The organism is Actimicrobium sp. CCC2.4 (genome assembly GCF_034347385.1).
Classification (GTDB): Bacteria; Pseudomonadota; Gammaproteobacteria; order Burkholderiales; family Burkholderiaceae_D; genus Actimicrobium.
This window is the reverse complement of sequence record NZ_CP133777.1, coordinates 1,690,355-1,710,569: the sequence shown is the minus strand read 5'-3', so window position 1 is coordinate 1,710,569 and position 20,215 is coordinate 1,690,355. Positions and strand designations below refer to the sequence as shown.

Sequence of the window (20,215 nt, the reverse complement as noted above, 5' to 3'; positions counted from 1 at the left end):
CCGGCTAGTGCCGGAGCCTCCATCAACCGCCGATATACAGGTCGTTGATCGGACCATTTTGTACCGACTTGATGGCTTCGGCGCGGACCGCCAGACGGCTGCGTGGCGTGGCATTCGACTCGGCGGCAACCGGGTAATTGACGTTGCTGATTTCCAGCGTGCCTTGCTGGCGTGCCATCACAACTTCGTTTTTCACATCAGCTCGGGTCACGGTCGACGACGACGTATCGACGTCTTTCAACCATTGCAGACCGGTTTGATCGAAGCCCATGTTAGCGGCCATTGCGCCAGCCGAAGCGGCGGTCAACAGGGTACCAAGGGCGATTGCGGTTGTGAGTTTTTTGATATTCATAGATGTTCTCCAAAAGATTAGTGGGTCATGCTTGCCGGGGCAAATCTCTTCGTCTGCCTCACCATGACGACAAGTGTAGTCCCCCGACCCGCACACCAAAGTGACGAGGGCATTACAAAAATGTAATGTGCTGATCACACGGCTCACCTAAAAAAAACACCCTAGCGTCGCTGGACGGCAGGGTGTTTTTTAGCGAACCGGCTTGCGCCGTCGGGACGATTAGCCGCCGATATACAAGTTCGAGATCGGGCCGTTCTGTACCGACTTGATTGCTTCTGCGTGGACAGCGGCGCGGCTACGTGGGGCGACGGTCGACTTGGCGGTGGCCGGGTAGCTCACGTTGCTGATTTCCAGCGTGCCTTGCTGACGTGCCATGATGACCTGGTTGTTTACTTCGGCACGGGTCACGGTCGACTTGGTGTTCATGACTTCTTTCAGCCATTGCGAACCGGTTTCGTCGAAGGCCATGTTGCTGGCCATTGCGCCGGCCGAACCAGCTGCCAACAAGGTACCAAGGGCGATTGTGCTTGCGAGTTTTTTGATATTCATGAATGTTCTCCAGAGGGTAAATTAACGGGTGCTTGTCCGGCAAACTTCGTCGTCTGCCTAACCATGGATCAAAGTTTAGTCCTTGCTCCCGCACACCAAAGTGACAGTGACATTACAAACCTGTAATGCAAAAGAAAGCTGGAACGGCAGCAATGGTGCCCTGTCTGCATTACAACTTTGTAATCCGCAACAGCACCAAACAGGCGGACAATTGGCCCATCAGCGGCCGCCGCGCCGAACCGAAAGAACCTGCATGCGTATATTGATCGTGGAAGATGAACCCAAGACTGGTGACTACCTGCGTAAGGGATTACAAGAGAACGGCTACGTGGTCGACCTTGCCCGCGATGGCACCACCGGCCTGCACCTCGCGGTGCAGGAAGACTATGACCTGATCGTGCTCGATGTGATGTTGCCCGGCATCGATGGCTGGGAAGTGCTTAAAAAACTGCGCGAAACAAAAGCGACTGCCGTGCTGTTCCTGACCTCGCGCGATGACGTCAACGATCGCGTCAAGGGACTCGAACTCGGTGCCGATGATTATCTGGTCAAGCCGTTTGCGTTTGTCGAACTGCTGGCGCGTATCCGCACCGTGCTGCGTCGCAATCCGCAACGCGAAGCCGATACGATGAATGTGGCCGACCTCGAAATCGATGTCCTGAAACGGCGCGTGATCCGCGACGGCCAACGCATCGACCTGACCGCCAAAGAGTTTGCCCTCTTGCACCTGCTCGTACGACGCCAGGGCGAGGTGCTGTCGCGCTCGCTGATCGCCTCGCAGGTCTGGGACATGAACTTCGATTCGGATACCAACGTCGTCGATGTCGCGATCCGCCGGCTGCGCGCGAAGGTCGATGATCCGTTTCCCAACAAGCTGGTCCACACCATTCGTGGAATGGGCTATCTGTTTGAAGAGCGCACATGAAGACACCATCATGACCCAGCGCGCTGCGTTATCACTCACTGCACGGCTGGCCATCCTGTTTGCCGTCGCCACCATCGTCACCTTCGCGCTGGTCGGCACCTACCTGTACCAGGCGCTGGCCATGCAACTCGAACAGCGCGACGATATGGAGCTTGTCAGCAAAAGCCGGCAAATCCGCCATCTGCTGCGTGAAAGCGAATCGATCGCTGCGATCAGGCAGGAGCCGAATCGCTTCCTCAATGCCATGTACGGCCACGATGAAATCCGGCTGCAACTGCTGCAAACCGATGGCCAACTCATCATGCAAAGCAGTGCTCCATCCCGCGCACTGCCCTCATTGCCGTTGGTACCCGCCACCCGCCATGCACTGGAAAACGACGTCAGCGACTGGGAGTCCGGCGTCGGCACCGGACGTGTGATCGCTTCGGCAGGCATGGTCGGCAAGACCAGTCTCGAACCCGTACACATCGTCCTCGCACGCGAGGGCACAAACCGCTCGGCAATGATGCGCAAATACGGCGAAACCCTCGCCGTCGCGGTCTGGCTGGGTGCAATACTGGCCGCCGCACTGGGATTCCTGGTGGTGCAACTGGGTTTGCGACCGCTACGCCTGATCATCACGCAAGCCAATGCGATCAGTACCCAGCGCCTGCATACCCGCCTCTCGAACGACAACACACCACGCGAACTGCATGAGCTCGGTCAAGCCTTCAATGCCATGCTCGACCGGCTCGAGGACGGCGTCAAACGCCTGACCCAGTTTGCCTCGGACATCGCTCATGACTTGCGTACGCCGGTCAACACGCTGATGGTCGAAACCCAGGTCGCGCTGACCAAGGAACGATCCAACGAGGAATATCAAATCCTGCTGGGATCGAATCTGGAAGAGTACGAGCGGCTGGCCCGCATCATCGAAAACACGCTGTTCCTGGCGCGTGCCGACAATGCCCAGCTAGCCATGCAGTCCGAAACACTGGACCTCGCCGTCGAACTGGAGCGTATCCGCGACTACTTCGAAGGATTGGCAGAGGACGCCGGCGTCAGGCTCACCATCGCGGCCGCTGCACTGACCATCGAAGCCGATCCCATCCTGTTCCGCCGCGCCGTCAGCAACCTGGTCTCGAACGCGATCGTCCACACGCCCCGCGGCTCATTCATCCACTTGTCCGCCGCCACCGCCGTCGGCAACAAGACCCGCGTGACGGTCGAAAACGGCGGCCCCGGCATCCCGGCCGAGCACCTGCCGCACATCTTCGAACGCTTCTATCGGGGCGACGCCGCACGGGCACCATCGATGTATTCGGCCGGCCTCGGACTAGCCATCGTCTGCGCCATCATGCGTCTGCATGGCGGCGATGCCGGCGTCACCAGCGTGGCTGGCGAAAAGACGGTTTTTTACCTGTGCTTCCCGGGCGTCACGCGGCGGCGACGGCGGCGCACGCGCCTGCAGAGGCGCAATAAACAGCGCGGTGCAGTGCCGGCCTCGGTACCTGACAAGTAAGTCGGGGACGGCACGTGGTCAGTCGAAGCTGATGCGCAGGCTTGCATCGGCTTCATGCGCTGCCACGATCTGGTTGTATTTTTCGATGAGCCGGATGACGGTGACTTTCCGGTCGGCTGCTTTGAAGAGGCTCATCTCGTAGAGGTTTGCGGCGAGGAATTGAAGCGCATCCATTACCTCGACACGCCCCTCGATACCGGCGTTTTCCGCCAATCCTTCCGCGGCACCGATCATCTTTGCAATCGTCAGGATGATCGGATGCTGCCCTGCCTTGAGGTTCGCCTCGCACTTGCGCATCAGCGCTTCCGAGGGTGCTGTGGTGCAGTGAATGATCGCATTGTCGATGACGAAATCTCCCGACCGCGCTGACACCGCATCAGCGACAGAAGCCCCGTTGTGGGTAATTTTTAATGCGGGCAATGCCAGTTCCAGCTTGGCACCCACCAGATGCTGGAGAACCGCGCCCACATAGGTTTTTCCGGGCGACTTTTTTTGGCGCTCCAGGGCCTGATCCAGCAGATTGCGGATGACCGATGCCAGCGTCTTGCTGGAGTCGTAGTTCAGCTTGAATGGCGCACTATTGAAATAGTCCGTAAAGCGCGACACCCACCACGCCTCGATGTCGGCAATGTCTGACGCAGAGAGCCGCGGCAAGGCGTGCAGGAAAGCCGCGTACTGCCCTGCCAGCGCCGGCGTGCCACGACTCGTGCGGCCCGACTCCGTCCCGACCTGTTGGGTCACACCATATCCGGCGAGTATTTTGTTGATGTTGGCACCGCTCAAACCCGCGACCTGGCCGCCGCCTGGCGTGAGCAGTTTCTCCGGATCGAACGGCAGGCCGCCGACCATCGCTTTGCGTGTGAGTACCAGCACCGTGCCGAGTGCACCGGCACCACCGACCTGAAAATCGACTTTGAACCGGGCTAGCGCCACTTCAAGACTAAGCGGTATGGTCACGCAGGTCAGCCAAAGGCAGGAGTAAATTTCTGGCGAGCCAGCTGGCAACAGGGACAGCTACTGCATCACCCATTGCCTTGTAGCCGTCGTTATAGGAACCCGGAATTTGGTAACTTTCCGGAGCCCCCATCAGACGTGCGGTTTCCTTGATCGTCAGCAGCCGACTGTTGAGCTGGCCATTGTTGCGAATGACAAGAAGCTGCCGGCTGCTGCCGCCACCGGGAGTCCGCAGACACCCGGCAACATTGTCAAAGCGCAGTTCCAGCACCTGTTTTCCCGCCCGGGTTCGTTTGTAGCCCGGTGCGACGAAGGTCTGTTTTTTTGGTAATGCGTTCAGTAAGGCCGCATGCTTGGGCGAGATCAAGTCAATGTTTCGTTCATCCGTGAGCGTGTTCGCATAATCGGCATCAAACTCAACGATGTCGGCCAGCACCGACAAGCGCACCGGCGGCTCGGGCATGTGCCACCACACCCAGCTATCCAGACCGCTGGCCGCTTTTTGTACCGCTGCCGGATGCAGCCAGGTCGGTGTGGGACTGGTCAGCTCGCCAGGCACCTGCACGTCGTTGCGCACGGCGACGACAAAAACGCGCGGTCGCGAATGCGGCACGAAGCGAACAGCATCGAGCAGCATCGCCCCAACCTTGTAGCCACGCTCCGCCAACGCCGCGTGTAGCGTGCGGTAGTGGCTGCCACCAGACGCCGACACAAGGCCAAGCACATTTTCGGCAACCAGGATAGCCGGTGCCTCGGGCATCTCGTCAATGATCCGTAGCCACTCCCAGACAAGACCGCTGCGCTTACCATGAATACCTCCGGCCAATCCTGCGAGGGACAGGTCCTGGCACGGGAACGAAGCCCAGGCCAGTACCGCCGCCGGCAAATCCTTGCCGGCCACGTCGGCAATGGACCCGAGGTGAAAATGCTCTCCGGTGTGATTGGCGGTGTAGACCGCCGCTTTTTTTGCATCGATGTCGTTCGCCCAGATGGGCTTGAACATGGTTTTCAAGCCCTGAGCGACCAATCCGCTACCGGCGAAGAACTCGAGATAGGCGTGACGGGCTTGCTTTTTAAGCGTACCCGGGCTGTGCGACGGTGCCGGCGCGCTACCTGTTGAAGGGCTGACGGACGGGTAGTCGAGGGAAGGAATGAGTAGGGACATGGCCGACATTGTAGCGGGCTTTCCCCTGTTTTCATCGGAGGCAAGGTCGGTATCGGGTGCCAAATCACAGGTTTCGCGATACCGCTCTGTCAGTATCGCCAGCACGGTTAAGAGACGTAAAGTGTCGCCTTCCCGCTCAGCTCCCGTCTCACTTGCGCCGCGCCACAATCGTCTCGATCTCGTCCATGATCCGGTTCATCCGCGCCACCACCGCCTGATACGGCGCGGGCGTCGCGAGGTCAACGCCAGCAGCCTTGACCAGCTCGTACGGATACGCCGAGCTGCCGGCCTTGAGGACGTTCAGGTAGCGCTCGCGCGCACCCTGCTCACCCTTCAGGATCGCATCGGCAAACAGCGAGCCGGCGGCAATCGACGTCGCGTACTGGAACACGTAAAACGAATTGTAGAAATGCGGGATGTAAGCCCATTCGATGGCGACCTGGTCATCGATGTGGACGATGCCGTCCTTGTCGCCGTGATAGCGGCGCAGGATGTCGCCGTAGACTTTGGTCAGGCCTGCGCCGGTCAGCGATTCGCCCTTGTCGACGCGGGCATGAACATCCCGTTCGAATTCGGCAAACATCGCCTGCCGGAAGAAGGTGCCGCGCAAACTTTCCAGCGCCGAACCGAGGTAGAGCAAGCGCTCGTCATCGCTTTTCGATACTGCCAGCATGTGCGCCAGCAGCAGGCTTTCGTTGGTGGTCGAGGCGATTTCGGCGGTGAAGATCGGATAGCTCGCCGTCACATACGGCTGCGCCTGATTGGCCAGCACCGTATGCATGCCGTGGCCCCACTCGTGGGCCAGCGTCGAGACTGATTCATAGTCATCGTTGTAGTTCAGCAGGATGTACGGGTGGACATCGTAGGCGTCGCCCGCCATGTGCGCGCCGGACAATTTGCGGGCACGCGGATAGACGTCCATCCAGCGGCTCGCCACGCCTTTTTCGAGGGCCTTGACGTAGTCGTCACCAAGCGGTTTGACGGCCGCCAGCATCAGGGCATTGCCTTGCGCGATCGGATACGTGAAGTCGCCCTTGACCAGCGGCGGGTAGATGTCGTGATACCCCATGTCGGTGATGCCGAGCAGTTTGGCGCGCAAGCGGAAATAGCGATGCAGCGTCGGCAGGTTGGCATTGGTCTGCGCGATCAGCGTGTCGTAGACCGCGACCGGAATCTTGTTGGCATCGAGCGCCTTGGTGATCGAATCGGGATAGTTGCGCACCTTCGCGTCGACCGTGTCTTTTTTCAGCTTCTCGTAGAAAGTCACGCCAAACGTGCGCTCGAATTCATGCCATTTGCCCCAGAACGCGTCGAACACTTTGCTGCGGTCGGCACGGTTATCGACGCCGCGATAGCGGGTGTAGCCGGACTGGTCGAGCGTGACTTCCTGACCATCGGACAGCGTCACTTTCGGCCACGGCATATCGGCATTCGTCAAAATCGAATACACCGATTGCGCGCTATTGCCAGCCAGCCCGTAGGTCGCAATCAGCGCTTCGCCTTTGGCGTCCAGCGTGTGCGGTACGGCGCGCAGCAGGTTGTCGATCGGATGCCGGAAGATCGCCAGCGCCTTGTCGGCATGCAGGAAGCCGTTGATTTTTTTCGCTCCCAGCTGGAGCAGTTCCGGACGAAAGAACGACCCGCTTTCTTCCAGCCGGGAGCCCAGTACCTCGGCTTGCTGGGTCAGTTCGAGGCCTGCCGTGTTGCCGGTATCTTCGGCATGGAATTCGTTGGCATACAGCGCCAGCCGGTCGTAGCGCTTGTCAAGATCGGCACGCAATTCCAGGCACTGGCGAAAGCGCCGCACATTGTCGCCGAGATGACCGCGGCAATTGGCAAAGGTAGTGATCTGCGTATCGGCCTTGGCGGCATCGGCTTGCCAGGCAGCAGCCGACGGGTACAGGTCGGCGAGGTTCCAGCGTGGATTGAACGCGTCGGTGGCGGCGCTGGCGGAACTGGCAGCCAGTAACAAGACAGGCAAGCCAGGCAACAGGCGCAGGATGCGTTTGAACATGATCGGCGACTCCGGAAAAATGACAGTAAATGGGAATTGCGGACAGTAGCCCGCAGGCGCGCTGTAGCTTAGCAGTTCGCGGCACCCGTCGCCCCCGGGTTACACCTGTTAATCTGATGCGCTCGCATCCTTTACCAGATCAGGAAACACACATGACCACACTCCGCACAGAACCCGCCCGCAACGTCCTTGGCGAACCGCTGGTGCCCTGCTCGTTCGATCCGTTGACCGGCTATTTTCGGGATGGCTGCTGCAAGACCAACGATGAGGATATCGGCACCCACGTGATCTGCGCGGTGATGACGGCCGAATTTCTCGCCTTCAGCAAGGCGCGCGGCAATGACCTGTCGACGCCGCAACCGCAATGGCGCTTTCCCGGACTGAAACCGGGCGACCAGTGGTGCCTGTGCGCGCTGCGCTGGAAAGAAGCGTTCGCGGCCGGTGCCGCACCGCTGGTCGTGCTCGAGAGCACCCATAGCAAAGCGCTCCAGGTCGTCACCTTCGACGAACTGGAGCGCTTTGCACATATCGGCACCGACCTGGCGTGAGCCAAGTGATGCCTTGCCGGAAGGCTTATTTGCCGACTTGATTACCAATCACGCCACCGACAGCGGCACCGCCGACGGTACCGATGGCGCTGCCGCCGGTCAGGACCGCACCGGCGACACCGCCGATGCCGGCACCGGCTGCCGTGTTTTTGTCACGATTGGACATACCGGCGCAGCCGCCCAGCGAAATCAGAATGGCCGAAGCGCATGAAAGCGCGATCAATTTTTTTGTGATGGTTGTCATGGTGTGATCCTCTAGTCTGGTGAGGAACGGGCCGACAGTGACGGCTGCTGATGCAGATTCATCCGGCCCATTGCTTATTCGCATCTTAGCAACCGGAAAGCAAAAGTTCCGTTCGCTACCGAACATAGGCACTACCGGCTAGGGCGCAGTCCCGGCCGGCAGCGGCACTTCCGTCACGACCTCCGGCAAGGTCGCCAGAATCAACACCTCGACGCGGCGATTACGCACCCGTCCTTCCGGTGTGTCGTTGCTGCCGACAGGTTTGTTCGATCCGTGACCGACGGCTGTCAGGCGATTGCCGGCAATGCCGTTATTGGCGAACAGGCGCACCACGCTGCTGGCACGCACGCTCGACAATTCCCAATTCGATGGAAACGTGGCGTTGCCGATCGGCAGATTGTCGGTATGCCCTTCGATCTGGATCGCGTGGGTATCCTGGCTGAGCACTTGCGCGATCGCGCTCAATGCCGCGCCGGATTCGCTCGTGAGGCTCGCTTCGCCGGGGGCGAACAACACACTGGCATTGATCTCGACGCTCACGCCACGACTGGTCTGCGTGACCCGCACTTTGCCCGAACTGATCAGCGGCGACAGCACATTGAGGATGTCGCGCGCGATGCTGGTCATGCTTTCTTTTTCACGTCGCAGCAATTCGATGCGCTGCCGCTCGGCCGCTGGCGGACGGCCCGGCAGCACCGACGGCGGCTCGACCGGCACCGTTGGTACGATGCGGATAGGCGCACTGCCAAAAGCCGCACCCAGCGAATTCGACAGCACCCGGTACTTGCCATTGTTGACCGATGAAATCGCGTACATCACGACAAAGAACGCAAACAGCAACGTAATGAAATCGGCATACGAAATCAGCCAGCGGTCATGGCTGGGGGCGTCGTCGTCGAAGTGCTTGCGGCTGCGCGCGGTCGGGCTGGGCGGTTCGCGGTATTTGTTCATCACGGGCTAGCGCTCGTAGGCTTTCATGCGTTCCTCGATCGAGATCGGATTGTCACCGGCGGCGATGCAGCAGAAGGCGTCGGCCAGCATTTCCAGGCGCGTGACTTCGTCGTTGACGGCGCTCTTGAGCTTGCCGCCTATCGGCAGGAACACCAGGTTGGCCAGCCCGACCCCGTAGATCGTGGCGACAAACGCGACGGCGATACCGGCACCGAGCCGGCTCGGATCGGACAGGTTTTCCATCACGTGGATCAGGCCCAGCACGGCCCCGAGGATGCCGATGGTCGGGGCATAGCCGCCGGCCGCATCCCAGATGCGCGCGGCCTTGCGCTCGCGTGTTTCGTAGCTGCTGATCTCGATGCCGAGAATTTCGCGCAGCTTGTACGGATCGATGCCATCGGTGAGCAGACGCAAGCCTTTGGTGATGAAGGGATCGTCACTGTTATCCATGAAGCGCTCCAGGCTCAGCAAGCCTTCGCGGCGCGCGGTCTGGCTCCACATCGCGACATCGGCGGCGTGCAGGCGATGCAGGTCCGGCTGGTTGCGGAAGGCGGCACCAGCCATGCGCAGGCCGCGCTTGACCGTCGGCCAGCCGCTCTGCAGCAGCACTGCCCCGAAGGTGCCGACCATCACGATGACGAACGCGGTCGGCTGCACCAGCGAACCCAGTCTGCCGCCTTCCAGCAATTGCCCGACCAGAATGCCGAGCAATGCCAGGACCAGCCCGGCTACGCTACCCCAGTCCATGTTTTCTCCCTGAGGAAAGCGCGCATCCGGGCGATCGCCTGGCTATGCAGTTGCGAGATACGGGACTCGGTAACACCGAGCACGGCACCGATTTCCTTGAGGTTCATTTCCTGTTCGTAGTACAGGCCCATCAGGATTTTTTCGCGCTCGGGCAAGGCTTCGATGGCACGGATGACGGCATCACGAAAGCCGGCATTGAGCAGGGCCTGCAGCGGATTGTCAGACAGGTCGGTGCAATAGCGATCCAGAAAATGCTCGTTGCCTTCGGAGCTGTCATGGAAATCCTCGTAGTACACCAGCTGATGGCCACCGCCCTCGCCGAGCAGATTCTGGTACTCGGCCAGCGACAGCTTCATGTGCCTGGCGACTTCGGCTTCGAGCGGTGCACGACCCAGCTTTTGCTGCAAGGCCTGCATCGCCACTTCGATCTTGCGCATGTTCTGGCGCATGCTGCGCGGCAGCCAGTCGCTGCTGCGCAATTCGTCGAGCATCGAACCGCGAATGCGCTGTACTGCATAGGTTTCGAACTGCGCGCCGTGCGTGTCTTCGTAGCGGTTGATGGCGTCGAACAGGCCGATCATGCCGGCCTGGATCAGATCGTCGACTTCCACACTGGGCGGCAGTTTCGCTTTCATCTGATGCGCGAGCCGCTTGACCAGCGGGGCGTGCTGGACCAGCAGATCGTTCTTGTCCGATTTTCCGCTAGGTGTGTACATGAAACTCCAAGAATCTTGTAATGACGCTGGTCAGGCGAATTCGGGCATGCCCGCGCCACCGGACTCCCCGCCGGCAAACTGACCGGCCAACCGGCGAAATGCCACCGAGGCCAGCGCCATCGGGAACGCATCGATGACCGACCGGCCCAGTTGCGCGGCGCGCTTGAGGTCAGCGTCGACCGGCACCGATCCGATCGACGTCAGTTCCAGTGCCAGGTAACGGCTGGCCGCCTGCGCCATGTTGGCAAACACCTGCTGCGCTTCGCGCTCGCTGGCACCAGTGACCAGAATACCGAACGGCCGGCGACCCAGTTGCGCGCTCAAGCGCTTGATGATCGCATACGCCGCCGTGATCGAGCTACCGCTGCTTGACACCTGCACGACAATCTCGCCACGCCGCATGGCAGGCAACACAAAACTGTCATCGCCGTCGAGCTCGGCATCGACTAACACGATGTCATGCTGGGTCGCCAATACGCCGAACGCATTTGACAGACGCCGGGCCTGGTCGACGTCCTGCATCGCGCTGCGCAAATTCTCACGCGCCAGCGTGGCGACGCCAAAACCCTGCGCCAGTGTTTGCACGACTTCATTGAGGCCGCGCTCCTGCCGCGCCACTTGCATCAGCGTTGCCGCGCGCGCCGCACCGAGCCGGTTGGCCAGTCCGTTCGACGCTGAACAGGCATCGAGCAGCAGCACGTCGCTGCCCGTGCGTGTGAGCGAGGCAGCCAGGTTGACCAGCGTGCCGGATTTTTCTTCGGTACCGAGTGCGGAGACAAAACTGACAACGCGTGGCTTCGGCCCTGCCAGCATGCGACGCAAGCCTTCGGCCTGGTCGGTGGAAAAACTAGCCAAGGTGCACCTCGCGCAGAGACTTGTCATTCGAGGCGCGGGTGGTACCACCCATCACCAGCGGCAATTCGGCATCGGTGAACTGGAACGGCTTGCTTTCGCGCTTGAGCTTGAAGGCGCGGTCGACCAGATACTGCTTGTTGGCGACGTGCAGATCTTCCGGCACGCGCTGGCCGTTGGCGACATAAAACAGGTTGAGCTTCTGGCGGATCACGACATCAAGCACGCTGCCGATGGTGGCGGCTTCATCGAGCTTGGTCATCACGCAACCAGCCAGCCCGCTGCCCTGATAGGCACGCACGACTTCATTCAAGGTCTCGCCGGTCGAGGTGGCATTGAGGCACAGCAGCCGCTTGACGCGCGAACCCGCACCCTGCAGCATCGCGACCTGTTCGGTCACCATGTGGTCGCGCTGGCTGACACCAACCGTATCGATGAGCACCGTATGTTTATTTTTGAGTTCATCGAGGGCGATGCGCAGGTCCGACTCGTCCTTGACCGAATGCACCATCACGCCAAGGATCTTGCCGTAGATGCGCAGCTGCTCGTAGCCGCCGATACGATAGCCATCGGTGGTGATCAGGGCCAGCTTGCCGGGACCGTGACGCATCACGCAGCGGGCTGCCAGCTTGGCGGTCGTGGTGGTTTTGCCGACACCGGTCGGGCCGACCAGGGCAAACACACCGCCCTGCTCGAGCATCGCGCTTTCATCGGCAATCGCATTGATGTTGCGCGCCATGACGGTCTTGATCCAGCTCATGCCGGCAGCAGCCGTGCCACCGGCCGGCAGGTTTTCGATCAGGTAACGCGACAGGCTGGCACTGAATCCGGCGGCCAGCAATTCGCGCAGGATCACGGCTTTTACCGGCTCGCGCTTTTGCTGCGACGACCACGACAACTCGGAAAACTGCGACTCCATCATGGTCCGCATCGAGCGCAACTCGTTCATCATTTCTGCCATCTCACGCAGCACGCTGATGGGCGCAGCCGGCTCGGGAACACGGGCATCGCGCGACTGTTGCGACTGCTCCAGTGCGCCGGCCAGGCCGGACGCCTGGTCGGTATCGGCCTTGAATTCGGTGCGCCGCTTGGCGAAGGCTGACAGCATCGTCGCCTCCTGCGCCGGCAAGGCGACTTGCGCGGCCAGTGTTTCCTTCTCGATCACCGGCGCGGCCAGCGACGACATGTCTTCGCTGGCCAGCGCCAGGATTTCGACGAGGCCATTAATGTTGCGGTTCGACAGGATCACGGCATCCGGACCAAGTGCTTCACGGACTTGACGCAGTGCATCGCGCGAACTGCTTGCGGTGAATTTTTTCACGTTCATGCTTGAGCTCCAACCAGGCTGGTGACTTTAATCGTCTTTGTATCGGGTAATTCGGCGTGCGACAGGACTTTGAGCTGCGGCAGTGCGCGGCGCAGGAAGCGCGACAGCAGCGCCCGCAACGGCGCCGGCACCAGCAGCACCGGCGTCAGACCGAGCTGCTCCTGATGCTGGGCTGCTTGCTGGGTCTGGTATTGCAAGGTATCGGCCAGGCCAGGCTCGATGCCGGCACCATCCGGACCACTGGCCTGCAGCGCCTGCATCAGCAAGCGTTCCAGCCGGTTATCCAGCGCCATGACCGACAGCTCGTTGGTCCCGGGGAAAATATCCTGGACGATGGCCCGGCCCAGTGCGATCCGTACCAGCGCGGTCAGCTCGTTGGCTTCCTGCACCTGCGATGACTGCTCGGCCAGGCATTCGATGATGGTGCGCATGTCGCGGATGTGGACGCCTTCATTGAGCAGATTCTGCAAGACTTTTTGCAGCGTCGAGATCGACACCATTTTCGGCACCAGATCTTCGACCAGCTTCGGCATTTCCTTGGCGAGGTGGTCGAGCAATTGCTGGACTTCCTGGCGACCGAGCAGCTCGGCCGCATGCGACGTGATCAGATGGTTGAGGTGCGTCGCGACCACGGTGCCGGCATCAACCACGGTGTAGCCCATGGTCTGGGCCTGCTCGCGCATTGCGGCATCGATCCACACAGCCGGCAGCCCGAAGGCCGGATCGGTGGTCGGTGCGCCGGCCAGCGTGCCGGTAACCATGCCCGGATTGATCGCCAGGAACTGACCGGTATGGGCTTCGCCGGTGCCGACTTCGACACCCTTGAGCGTGATCCGGTACGACGATGGCTTGAGCTCCAGGTTGTCGCGGATATGGACGGGCGGCGACAGAAAACCGACCTCCTGCGCGAATTTTTTGCGGATGCCCTTGATGCGCTTGAGCAGGTCGCCACTCTGGGTCTTGTCGACCAGCGGGATCAGGCGATAACCGACTTCGAGGCCCAGCATGTCGACCGGCACGATGTCTTGCCAGGTGGCTTCTTCGTTCTCGACCGGCGCGGCGGCAGCAACCGGTTCGGCGACGGCTTCGGCCGGGGCAGCATTGCGCTTGGAAGCAGCGTGCCCGGCCGCAGCCAGCAACGCACCCAAGAAAATGAACGCCACGTGCGGCATGCCGGGTATCAGTCCCATGCCGCCAATGATGCCACCGGTGATGTACAGCACTTGCGGTTTGGCGAACAACTGGTTGACCAGCTGGCTACCGATATCGACATCGCTGGCCACGCGCGAGACCACCACACCGGCAGCGGTCGAAATGATCAGCGATGGAATCTGCGCGACCAGGCCGTCACCGATAGCCAGCAACGTGTAGTTTTTGAGGGCCGCGGCGAAACCCATGTCGTGCTGCAGCAGGCCGACCAGCAAACCGCCGACGATGTTGATGACCGTCACGATGATGCCGGCGACGGCATCGCCGCGCACGTATTTGGAAGCACCGTCCATGGCACCGTAGAACTCGGCTTCCTGCGCGACTTCGGTGCGGCGCCGTTTGGCTTCGGGTTCGGCGATCAATCCGGCATTGAGGTCAGCGTCGATCGCCATCTGCTTACCGGGCATCGCATCGAGTGCAAAGCGCGCGCCGACTTCAGCGATCCGGCCTGCACCCTTGGTGACGACGGTGAAATTGATGATGGTCAGGATGATGAAGACCACGATACCGACGGTGTAATTGCCGCCGATCAGAAAATGACCAAACGCCTCGATCACCTTGCCGGCGGCATCCGGACCGGTATGCCCTTCGGTCAGCACGACCCGGGTCGACGCCACATTGAGCGACAGCCGCAGCATCGTACTGACCAGCAGCACAGTCGGAAACGCCATGAAATCAAGCGGCCGCACCGTGTACAAAGCGGTCAGCAACACGATGATCGACAGCGCAATATTGAAACTGAAAAAGATATCCAGCACGAACGCCGGCAGCGGCAGGATCATCATCGACAGCAGCATCATGATGATGATCGGTGCGGCAATCGCCTTGCTGTTCGGACCGCTCATCCAGAGTGGCAATTTCAAGCTGTTCATTGTGCGAATCCGGTATCAGCTGGATCGGCGTTGCCATCGACATGAAAGCAACTCCCCAGATGGAACAGATTATTGCGCCAAGGGAAGAAACACCATCCAGCGAACAAGAGGGGAAAGCAGAGCGTATTCGCAATCTGCACACAATGAACACGACCGAAACCGAATTGGGGTCAGAGTCGATTTATTAAATATCAAATAGGGTCAGAGTCGAATTAAAAACAGAAAAAAATTAGGGTCAGAGTTGATTTATTAAATATCAAATAGGGTCAGAGTCAATTATTCCAGAGTCAATTCATCGCCCCAATCAACTGCCTTCAAGCGGATCAAGCCCAGCCGGCACATCGATATCCTTTGGCTTTTCGGGGCGATCGCCGCCCTGATTTTTATAGGCTTTCAACTGAAAGACGTAAGCCAGCACTTCGGCCACCGCCGTGTACAAGGTCTCGGGGATCGCATCGCCGAGTTCGACATGTTTGAACAGCGCCCGCGCCAGTGGCGGCGCTTCGAGCAACGGCACGTTGTTGGCCACTGCCAGTTCGCGAATCCTGGCCGCGACCGCATCGGCACCCTTGGCGACGACTTGCGGCGCCCCCATCTTGCCGTCGGTGTATCGCAGCGCTACCGCATAGTGCGTCGGGTTGGTCACGACGACGTCGGCAGTCGGGACTTCGGACATCATCCGGCGTCGCGCCATTTCGCGTTGCTGGGCACGGATCTTGGCCTTGATTTCGGGATTACCCTCGGATTCCTTGGCTTCCTGGCGCACTTCCTGGCGCGTCATCATCATCTTCTTGGCGTAGCTCCACATCTGATACGGCGCGTCGACCGCCGCAATCAGGACCAGCCCCATGACGATCAACATGTAGGTCACGAACAGCAGCTTCGCCATATGCATGCTGCCCGCCTCGGCCGGCTCGACCATCAATCCGAGCACTTCATCGATCTCGCTGCGCATCACGAGATAGGCAATCGATCCGACGATGACCGCCTTGGCGACCGCCTTGCCGAGTTCCACCAGCGCATTGAGCGAGACGATCTTGAGCAGTCCCGAAAACAGGTTCATCCGGCCAAAATTCGGTGCCAGCGACTGGGCACTAAATAGCCACCCACCGATTAGCAACGGCGAAGCCAGCGCGACCAGGATCAGGATCCCGGCCAGCGGCGCAAAGGCCAGTAGCAAGTCACCCAGATGGCTGCCCAACCGGGTCAGCAGCAAACTGAAATCAAACGCCTGGCCACGATCGAAGGTGAGCCCGGATGCCAGCGCTGCCTTCAACTGTCGCAACATGTTGGCACCGCTGATGTAGAGTCCGCCCCCCGCGGCCAGCAGCACCAGACACGTCGCCAGTTCACGCGAGCGTGGTACGTCACCGTTCTCGCGCGCCTTGTCAATGCGCTGCTGCGAGGCCGGCTCGGTTTTCTCCATGTCGCTTTCGTCGGACAACGCAACTCCTTTGCTGGCCGGAATCCGGCGTCGGCATGACGCGGATTTCCGTGTTCGAGATTATCAGACCAATCAAGAAATTCTATCCAGCAAACAAGAACGGAAAAACGCAGTAATTCCCAAAAATTAATTGACTCTGACCCTAATTTTTCAAGGGAATAAACGGAATTAAATTGACTCTGACCCTAATTTTTTTGGCACTCGGTCAATGACAAACGTCAGTTACCAGGCAGCGTCTGCGCGCACCAGCGCTGCTGGCGCACGGCATGTTTCAGCAATGTCCCTGCTAATAGTTCAGGGGTCAGCCCGGGCAAGGCTAGTCGGGTGAGTTCGACGATTTTTCCGGTGGTCGGGGAGATGCAGTAGCCGGGGCCGTGGCCGTCGAAATCCTGATGATTTCTTTGCAGTAGCTTTTTATAAATGGTGGCGAGGCGGTCTAGTGGCGCATAGGCGTATTCCACATACAAAAAAACCACCTCGACAGCCAATGCTTTGTTGTAGATCAATGAGCAGCAAACACCATTGATGCCGAACGGTGTTCCTGCGGCCAGTTCTTCCTGGTTATCGAGCTGCTTGAGCCGACAGAATCCGTTGATTAACTCAACAAAAGTAGATGCCATTGCGATGCCTTCCATCCGAAAAAAGCGTGACTGGCGAGCGCCGGTGACTGGCAGTTAAGTGGAAAGACCGCTGCAAAAATTCCATCCGTTTTGGATAAATTTTTTGGAACTGATGCAAGCCGGCAGTTACTTATGGCCTGTGCAATGCCAGCCCGTTCCGGAGCAATCGCTGGGCGCAGGATCCCGCAGCTGTACATCGCCATCCCTTGATCGATGCATTTCTTTTTTTCCTTGTTCAACTCCGAATATTTGCCATGAAACCGCCGACTGTATATTCCCAGCACGCCACGGCTCTTGTACAAAAAGACAAGGCACTCCAGCAACTCGTCGCCTGCTGCGCCGAGTTTTCCACTGATCCGACGCAGGGCAGCAACAACCATCCGCGCGATGTGCCCGACAGTCCCTGTACCGCCTCCACCGACGACACCAATGCCCATCGCCCAGGCCCCGTCTGACATGAGATGAAAGACCGGCCTGAACAGCGTTGCCTCTCCCGGGAAATGCCCCCGTGATGCAAAACGCAATCGGCCGATCCTGCATCTCCCCGCACTACTCCCGTACCGCTTGTCACACCACAAACAGGGATCACCAGAATGAATACTGCTTTTATTGATCTCATGCGTGCCGTGGGCGATGCGTTTGGCGTGCCCGAACCGGAAAAACTGGCAGACGGCGCGGCGATCAGCATCAACAATATTGTTTTTTCATTTGAAAAAACCATCAACAACCCGGCGGAACTGGTGACCCTCTTCGTTGACTTCGGACCAGTCCCAAAAGGCAACGAAGCGGCGGTCTACTACCATCTTCTGCAAGAAAATTACCTTGAATTCCCCACCCAAAATGCGACCTACTGTGTCTCTTCACGTACCGGCAATGTGGTTTATGCGAGTGCGTGGGCGATCGACAAACTGCATGCCGATGTACTGATCAGTAAAGTAAAAAAACTCGTCGATGTCGTCAGCAACTGGCGCACGGACAACGCCGACGGCCGGCTCAATATCGCGCCGCGTCCGATGCGTCGTCCGGCATTTTTAGCCCCGCTGCCGCGCAAAAATAGCTCGCCCCACGACCCCGTTACTCCCACTCCTTATTACTAAAAACTGATCATGACAAGAATTTCCAGCACCTTCGCCAAAGCCGCTATCGCGCTGGTCGAACAGGACAGCGCATTGCAACAGATCGTCGCCGAATGCGGCCCGCGCAAACCGCAACAAGCCGGGCAACCCGGTACGCTGCACAAAAAGTACGAGTACCCGTCGGCACCGGACGCTAACTACGACGTGCGCTATTTCATGGGCGTCACGCCGGGCCAGCGTGCCGAGAAAGCCAACGAAAGCATGTTGAGCGAAAAGATCACGGTGCCCGCCCATAACGACGCCCATTACCATCCGTGGAACTATGTCCAGAAAGGTATTCAGCTCGAAGAAACGGTCTTGCGCATGGATCAGATCGGCTGCAAGTACGCGGTCGTGATGCCGATTCCGACCAGTATCATTTCGCTGCAGGGCGACAAACTCGTCAAGATAAGTTGCAAAGAAATATGTGATCCGGAATGGCATCATTGCGGCGAGGAATACTACATTCCCAAGGCCTACAACTCGCCCGAACTGGAACTGACACCGAAACTGGTTTCCGAAGTCTCCCGTCAAATTTCGCTCAATGTCGATAGTGAAGTCGATGACACCACCGCCGATGAATTCCGGAGCCTGAAAAAAGAACACCGCGAACGACTCGATCCGATGATCACCGGACTGCATCTCGGTAGCAGTTTTTGCGACATCGCCCTCTACAAGAAACTGTCGCGCCTGCCCGGCATTTTTACCGGCGCCGGCGAACTGACACTGACCAAGGAACTTGTCGAAGACCTGTTCGCGGGCGAAGAGGCACAGGCAAAACTGCCGGGCACAAGCCAGGCCGCCGAAGGGATTTATCGATCCAATATCGAACCGGCCAAGCAACTGATGGCCGCCATGGGTGTCGCCAACATGCCCGCCTGCATCCATTCCGATGTCGACACCTGGGATGCCGGGCAAGTCACGCCCGGAAAACCGAAATATCTGGATGCCATGAGTAACTTTTTCGGTGACGAGAAAGTCAAGAATACGACCATCGTCTGGGCCCATGCGGGCGGGCTGGGACGCTTCGTGGTTCAGCCGCGGGGACACGTTGCAGCAATGGATAAGTTACTTGAGCGGCATCCGAATCTGGTGCTCGATATTTCATGGTCCAAGGTCGCAAGACAACTGGTTGGCCGGGGCTTACCGGGACCGGAAAAAGCTGAACGCCTCGGCGAATGGACGGATTTTCTGAACAAGCATTCGGCACGCATCATGTTCGGATCGGACGCGCTGGCACCGGCGACCAATAAGGACTGGACCGAGACATTGGTCGCTTACCGTTCCTTGCTGACAGCAATCGAACCTGAAGCGCGGGACAATATCCTGAACAAAACCTACGAGCGCATTTACGTCGACGCCCGCAAGGAAATGCGCAAGTTCGAAAATCTGGTGCTCCCCGTGATCCAGCACTTGCTGTCCGACCCGAATGTGTTGCGACTCAACATTGCAAAGATCACCGAATTACGCGACCGGATCTACAGCAGCGTCTCCGAAAAAGTACTGGAAGAGGCCGGCGGGCACCGCGCCATCACCGACGAAGACGTTGCTGTTTCCATCTCGAATATCCGCGATCGCATTGGCTACAGCAATGCAGTAGAAGCCCGTGAAACAGCCAAAGGTCTGCGTGCTGAAATCAGAAGGATACAAACCGAGTTGAACTTGGCACGCTCCGAATTCGGCTCGGCCGTCGACAGTACGCCGACATCAAATCAAGCGTCCGTCTCGATGAGGCGCAGCAATTCCAACCCGCAGGTATCGGTCGATACAAAAGAAGCGGCGGTAGTCATCCGCGCCTTGAATACCGAGATCAAAGAACTCAGGGGGCAGATTGCGCCGTTGATCGAGCTGCGACAACAGTTCGAGGACCTGAAAACATCCACGAACTTTCCACATCCGACACAAATCGGAACACAAACCAGCGATCAGTCCACGTCACCACCGGCGCTTGAGGAGCAGAGCCCGGCGGCAAGTCCCGCACTGGCAAGCCCTATGCAAGAAGCGCAGTTGCCGGACCCGCCTGAACCGCCGCGACAAACACCCCGGGCCTTGCGCAGGATGCTGCAAAAAGTGAACTGCTTTTCGACGCCACCTACCACGGAGTAATTCT

Annotated in this window: 20 protein-coding genes; 5 read left to right on the top strand and 15 right to left on the bottom strand. The window is 59.2% G+C overall.

Annotated elements, in window-relative coordinates:
- Positions 1 to 22 precede the first annotated feature (22 nt).
- On the bottom strand, positions 23 to 352 hold the full coding sequence (locus tag RHM62_RS07940; protein ID WP_322124973.1) for a DUF4148 domain-containing protein: 330 nt from the start codon (positions 350 to 352) through the stop codon (positions 23 to 25).
- A 219-nt stretch (positions 353 to 571) separates the two neighbouring features.
- On the bottom strand, positions 572 to 901 hold the full coding sequence (locus RHM62_RS07935) for a DUF4148 domain-containing protein (RefSeq protein ID WP_322124972.1): 330 nt from the start codon (positions 899 to 901) through the stop codon (positions 572 to 574).
- A gap of 253 nt (positions 902 to 1,154) precedes the next feature.
- Between RHM62_RS07935 and RHM62_RS07930 the strand changes: the two genes are divergently transcribed.
- Both RHM62_RS07930 and RHM62_RS07925 read left to right on the top strand, forming a co-directional pair.
- Complete coding sequence (locus RHM62_RS07930; protein WP_322124971.1) at positions 1,155 to 1,826, top strand: heavy metal response regulator transcription factor; 672 nt, start codon at positions 1,155 to 1,157, stop codon at positions 1,824 to 1,826.
- A gap of 10 nt (positions 1,827 to 1,836) precedes the next feature.
- Complete coding sequence (locus RHM62_RS07925) at positions 1,837 to 3,327, top strand: heavy metal sensor histidine kinase (protein WP_322124970.1); 1,491 nt, start codon at positions 1,837 to 1,839, stop codon at positions 3,325 to 3,327.
- 18 nt (positions 3,328 to 3,345) lie between these two features.
- On the opposite strand, the gene RHM62_RS07920 is transcribed toward RHM62_RS07925, so the two are convergent.
- The 3 genes from RHM62_RS07920 to pepF all read right to left on the bottom strand — a co-directional run bounded on the left by RHM62_RS07920 (position 3,346) and on the right by pepF (position 7,460).
- Complete coding sequence (locus RHM62_RS07920; RefSeq protein WP_322124969.1) at positions 3,346 to 4,284, bottom strand: DUF4928 family protein; 939 nt, start codon at positions 4,282 to 4,284, stop codon at positions 3,346 to 3,348.
- Positions 4,268 to 5,509 carry a DNA cytosine methyltransferase gene (locus RHM62_RS07915; RefSeq protein WP_322124968.1) on the bottom strand — a complete coding sequence of 414 codons (1,242 nt, stop codon included), beginning with the start codon at positions 5,507 to 5,509 and terminating at the stop codon, positions 4,268 to 4,270. Before RHM62_RS07915 ends, RHM62_RS07920 begins: the two co-directional genes overlap by 17 nt.
- A gap of 85 nt (positions 5,510 to 5,594) precedes the next feature.
- Positions 5,595 to 7,460 (bottom strand): oligoendopeptidase F, encoded by a 1,866-nt coding sequence (gene pepF / locus RHM62_RS07910; RefSeq protein ID WP_322124967.1) that lies wholly within the window; start codon positions 7,458 to 7,460, stop codon positions 5,595 to 5,597.
- A 152-nt stretch (positions 7,461 to 7,612) separates the two neighbouring features.
- On the opposite strand from pepF, the gene RHM62_RS07905 reads away from it, so the two are divergent.
- On the top strand, positions 7,613 to 8,008 hold the full coding sequence (locus RHM62_RS07905) for a DUF2237 domain-containing protein (RefSeq protein ID WP_322124966.1): 396 nt from the start codon (positions 7,613 to 7,615) through the stop codon (positions 8,006 to 8,008).
- A 25-nt stretch (positions 8,009 to 8,033) separates the two neighbouring features.
- Here the strand turns inward: RHM62_RS07905 and RHM62_RS07900 are convergent, their stop codons facing one another.
- The 10 genes from RHM62_RS07900 to RHM62_RS07855 form a co-directional block, all read right to left on the bottom strand.
- On the bottom strand, positions 8,034 to 8,252 hold the full coding sequence (locus tag RHM62_RS07900; protein ID WP_322124965.1) for a glycine zipper 2TM domain-containing protein: 219 nt from the start codon (positions 8,250 to 8,252) through the stop codon (positions 8,034 to 8,036).
- A 138-nt stretch (positions 8,253 to 8,390) separates the two neighbouring features.
- Positions 8,391 to 9,203, bottom strand: a complete 813-nt coding sequence (gene motD / locus RHM62_RS07895) for a flagellar motor protein MotD (RefSeq protein WP_322125354.1) — start codon at positions 9,201 to 9,203, stop codon at positions 8,391 to 8,393.
- 6 nt (positions 9,204 to 9,209) lie between these two features.
- A complete protein-coding gene (locus RHM62_RS07890) occupies positions 9,210 to 9,950 on the bottom strand; it encodes a flagellar motor protein (protein WP_322124964.1) in 741 nt (246 codons plus the stop codon).
- A complete protein-coding gene (locus RHM62_RS07885) occupies positions 9,932 to 10,666 on the bottom strand; it encodes an RNA polymerase sigma factor FliA (RefSeq protein ID WP_322124963.1) in 735 nt (244 codons plus the stop codon). The genes RHM62_RS07890 and RHM62_RS07885 overlap by 19 nt, the downstream gene beginning before the upstream one ends.
- Positions 10,667 to 10,696: 30 nt before the next feature.
- Positions 10,697 to 11,521 carry an antiactivator of flagellar biosynthesis FleN protein gene (locus RHM62_RS07880; RefSeq protein ID WP_322124962.1) on the bottom strand — a complete coding sequence of 275 codons (825 nt, stop codon included), beginning with the start codon at positions 11,519 to 11,521 and terminating at the stop codon, positions 10,697 to 10,699.
- Positions 11,514 to 12,845 (bottom strand): flagellar biosynthesis protein FlhF, encoded by a 1,332-nt coding sequence (gene flhF, locus RHM62_RS07875; RefSeq protein ID WP_322124961.1) that lies wholly within the window; start codon positions 12,843 to 12,845, stop codon positions 11,514 to 11,516. Before flhF ends, RHM62_RS07880 begins: the two co-directional genes overlap by 8 nt.
- Positions 12,842 to 14,926, bottom strand: a complete 2,085-nt coding sequence (flhA, locus tag RHM62_RS07870; protein ID WP_322124960.1) for a flagellar biosynthesis protein FlhA — start codon at positions 14,924 to 14,926, stop codon at positions 12,842 to 12,844. Before flhA ends, flhF begins: the two co-directional genes overlap by 4 nt.
- Positions 14,927 to 15,230: 304 nt before the next feature.
- Entirely contained in the window at positions 15,231 to 16,370 is a 1,140-nt protein-coding gene (gene flhB, locus RHM62_RS07865; protein WP_322124959.1) for a flagellar biosynthesis protein FlhB, read from the bottom strand.
- A gap of 218 nt (positions 16,371 to 16,588) precedes the next feature.
- Positions 16,589 to 16,990, bottom strand: coding sequence for a hypothetical protein (locus tag RHM62_RS07860; protein ID WP_322124958.1), 402 nt, complete (start codon positions 16,988 to 16,990; stop codon positions 16,589 to 16,591).
- On the bottom strand, positions 16,966 to 17,514 hold the full coding sequence (locus RHM62_RS07855; protein WP_322124957.1) for a hypothetical protein: 549 nt from the start codon (positions 17,512 to 17,514) through the stop codon (positions 16,966 to 16,968). The genes RHM62_RS07860 and RHM62_RS07855 overlap by 25 nt, the downstream gene beginning before the upstream one ends.
- 69 nt (positions 17,515 to 17,583) lie before the next feature.
- Between RHM62_RS07855 and RHM62_RS07850 the strand changes: the two genes are divergently transcribed.
- Positions 17,584 to 18,087 carry a hypothetical protein gene (locus RHM62_RS07850; protein ID WP_322124956.1) on the top strand — a complete coding sequence of 168 codons (504 nt, stop codon included), beginning with the start codon at positions 17,584 to 17,586 and terminating at the stop codon, positions 18,085 to 18,087.
- 9 nt (positions 18,088 to 18,096) lie between these two features.
- Positions 18,097 to 20,211 carry a hypothetical protein gene (locus tag RHM62_RS07845; RefSeq protein ID WP_322124955.1) on the top strand — a complete coding sequence of 705 codons (2,115 nt, stop codon included), beginning with the start codon at positions 18,097 to 18,099 and terminating at the stop codon, positions 20,209 to 20,211.
- Positions 20,212 to 20,215 lie beyond the last annotated feature (4 nt).